A 3,626-nucleotide genomic window follows, 5' to 3' on the forward strand; every position below is an offset into this window, starting at 1 on the left:
CTTCCTCTACAATATAAAGCTAATAAAGCATCTCCCTAAAGGTACAATACTGTATCTTTAGGGGCGATGTTAGTGAAAAAAGAATTGAGCCATTCTAAGACATACCAATCTATTTTACCGATCCACCTTTGACCAATTGGAGATAGGATATAGTAATTTTTAAATCCTTATAAGATTCGATTTAAGCCTTTCACCATATCATTCAGTTGTAAATATAGTATATTTCTTGGCTCTGTATACTCCTATACGCTCTCGCATTTCTATAAATAGAAATTACTTTGTCACAGGGCTCAACCTTAGGATTTCTCCACCAGCTGCCTGTCAGCTACTAGACGACTTGGCTCTTACTTAGAGACTGGATTTTCACCAGCAAGCAGCGGACCAGATGAGCTGGACACGCCATAAAAAAAGAGCACATCCCACAGAATGTGCCCTTTCTATACTCATTAAATTATTTTTCGTTCTCTTCTTTTTCCTTATCAAACCATAATAGCTCATCATCATCAACTTCACCATTATAATTGATTAGAATCTCTTCTCCCGCTTTTATATCTTTGTAAGCAAAGAAGTTAAACGTATGATTCTCGAAGACAATATCATACGTTGCATTCGGATTATATGCATGATTAAATAACATGCCGTACCCTAACAGGAATGCCGTATGATTTACCCCATACTCAAATGCGTAGTCAGCAAGTAACGTTTTCTCAATGTGTTCATGCTGTTCATTCGGATAAGAGATAACTGGTGCTGAGTGAATCAACTCACCCTTTTTAATATCACGAGTTGCAAATACCCCTCTATTAAATTCTCCATCACTAAGTTCAGAAGTCTTAACTTCGATCATATGCGTCACCTATATAATTCTTTCTTTGAAGTATTTTATTCCGCTATTTGCGGGGTTCAACTAATAATCAGTAGCGTATAGCCCCACTAATTAAAGTCTCAGTTTATCTCCTTAAGCTTGGCAGAAAACGCGCAGAAAAGCAATTAAATTACTATCAAGTATTCATTTAAATGAAAAAAGAGCACACATGGTGTACCCTTTTTAAGAGATATTACTTTTCTAAAATATCTTCTAGCAACTTCACTTGCTCGCTAACAGTATGTAACGTCTTCACCGATATATCATTTCGATGTTTTTCTTCTTCCACACTTGCTAACACTTCTTCCGTAGCCGCAGAAGTTTGCTGAATTACATTAGAAGCATGTGTAACGTCCTTTACGATATTCGTCGTTTTAGCTTGGAAACTTTCTTGATGACCAACAATCTCCCTCATTACATCATTAATCGCATCAATAAACTTCCCTAAATCCGTTACATTCGTCAAAACACTTGCTAACATTTCGTTACATTCTTCTTGTACTCTTTCTGACTTCTCTACCTGCACTTCTACTTTACTTGCTTGATTACTAAACTCCTTCAAAATCCCTTGAATTCTCCCCGCAGAACGATTCGATTCTTCAGCAAGCTTTAATACTTCATTCGCTACAATAGCAAAACCTTTTCCATGTTCTCCTGCCCTTGCAGCTTCAATATTTGCATTTAAAGCTAGCAAACTCGTCTGACTTGAAATATTCGTTATTACATCTACAATTTCATTAATTTGTTTCGATTGTGTCATTAATTCTCTAAATATCGTTCCTGATTGTGAAATAACACCATTTAAACTTCTCATGTTAGCTTCAAAATTTCTTAAAGTATTTACACTACCCTTTGAAATTTCTAAACTTTCATCAACACGAATCGAAGCATTTCTTACTTGAGAGATGATTTGTTCAATATTTCCCTCCATATCATTCAATACTTCTACTGAACGAGACATCATCTCTGATTGCGATTGGGTTCCCACTGCTACTTCTTCAAAAGCAAAGTTAATTTCACTCATTGACTCCATCGATGTATTCATATTTTGTCTTAAATGATTGAAATTACTATCTAGTTTCACAACTGTTCTCTCAATAAGCCTTTGCGTTTCTTCTAACTCCTGAGCTTTCTTCATCACCGCTTGCTTCTCATCACTTAAACGAGCCAACAGATTAGAACCAATCTTCGTTACACCCCACATTGCAATCGTTACAATCGCTAACAAGCTTGCGAAATTTGCAGCTTCAGATGACGCTGTATACGCAAAAAATTGATTTGGCCAATAACTACAAAGTATAAATGTAACAACAACTGCTACCCCGCCAAGAATTAAAATAAGACGTTCACTCAAATAAATAAGTGAAACCGCTAATGTAAAATAGACCATTTGAAATACAGCTGGGCTTTCATTAAATGCTTGTACCATAATGAAAGACATAATAAGTAGCATACATGTCATGATGTATTTATACATTGCTTCCATACTTTCTATAAAAGTAAGCAGCGTTCCAAATACTACGATAGAAATACCACACATCCAAAATGCTATTGCTCTCTCTGTAAAAATATATCCGTAATACCCAATCGCGATTATCCCAAGGAAGAAACTACAAATCGTGATAAATAGCAATAAATGATTTTTCTGTGATTCTTTCTCAAGGTTAGAAAAACAAGTTCTCTTTAACCACTCCATATATGAAGCCCCACCTTCTACTCATACGTATCGATTACTTCAGCTTGAATACCGCACTCACTGGGTTATGATCGCTATTTTCAAACTTCAAATCTTTCCCTTGTACATTTACAATTTCAACATTCGATGAAACGATAAAGCCATCAATAATCGTGACGAAATTTTCACCTTCCACATATTTCTTCACATCATCTCTCACAGTCATAACAGACGGATCTACAGCCCACTTAAAGCCACCATCAGTAAAGTCCTTTGGTAACTCTACTAACCACTCAGGACGCTCTTTCACAAACTTAGGATCGCTTAACTGAACGTTAGAAAGTAATTGATTCCAGTCTCCGCCCATTATGACATAATCACCATTTTTATAATGCTTGTTCATATATTTTTTTAAATATTCTACTTGCTGTTTTCTAATTTTCCCGCCTTCATCATAAGCAGACAAATGTAAATTTACGAGTCTAACAAATTTCCCATTATTAACAGGTATTTTATGTTCAACAATCGCTCGGTCTAAATCAAATAAACGCTTTGGCCACGGCTCCATTCCAGGAAGCTGAAATCTCTTCGCTGTTTGAACCGTATATTTAGAAAATGTACTTAATCCAGCTTCAGCATATCCCATCGGATTTGTTATTGGCACCGGAACCCATTTCGTATCGTAGTTCTTTCCGAATGACGAAGCATAATCAGGTAATCCTTTTTTCAAAAATTCATGCCCATTTACATCAAATGATCGCATTGATTTTATATCTGTTTCTTGTAATAGTGCAAAATCACTATTTTCATTTTCTAAAAACGAAAGCATATTCTTTAAGTTAGTTTCCGTTTGTTCTTTACTACTTGAACCAGACCCTTTTCCCCCATCCATAAAGAAGTCTTGATCCTTATCTAGTCCAGCATATCCAATATTAAATGTTGTAACTTTAAATTCATTTCCAGGCGCAATTACGCGCTCCTTATTGTTTTCCACCTTCAAGCTTATAACATCAGCCGGCTGTTCTTTTGTAAGTGTCATATACGCTAAAAAACCACCTACAACTCCCACACCTACTAAAATACATA

The 3,626-nt window shown here is 35.8% G+C and carries 3 protein-coding genes; all 3 read right to left on the reverse strand.

Annotation, left to right across the window (positions count from 1 at the left end; all coding sequences use genetic code 11):
* Window positions 1-451 precede the first annotated feature (451 nt).
* Window positions 452-847 carry an SET domain-containing protein gene (locus AB3X49_RS19455; RefSeq protein ID WP_000573650.1) on the reverse strand — a complete coding sequence of 132 codons (396 nt, stop codon included), beginning with the start codon at window positions 845-847 and terminating at the stop codon, window positions 452-454.
* Window positions 848-1,058: 211 nt separating this feature from the next.
* Window positions 1,059-2,561: a DUF4077 domain-containing protein gene (locus AB3X49_RS19460; protein ID WP_367964140.1), complete on the reverse strand. Its 1,503-nt coding sequence runs from the start codon at window positions 2,559-2,561 to the stop codon at window positions 1,059-1,061.
* 34 nt (window positions 2,562-2,595) lie between these two features.
* Window positions 2,596-3,626, reverse strand: a 1,031-nt coding sequence (locus AB3X49_RS19465) for an endonuclease/exonuclease/phosphatase family protein (RefSeq protein ID WP_367964143.1), incomplete at its 5' end; no start/stop codon positions are given.

This window comes from Bacillus sp. C30, assembly GCF_040838255.1.
In the GTDB taxonomy this organism is placed as follows: domain Bacteria; phylum Bacillota; class Bacilli; order Bacillales; family Bacillaceae_G; genus Bacillus_A; species Bacillus_A mycoides.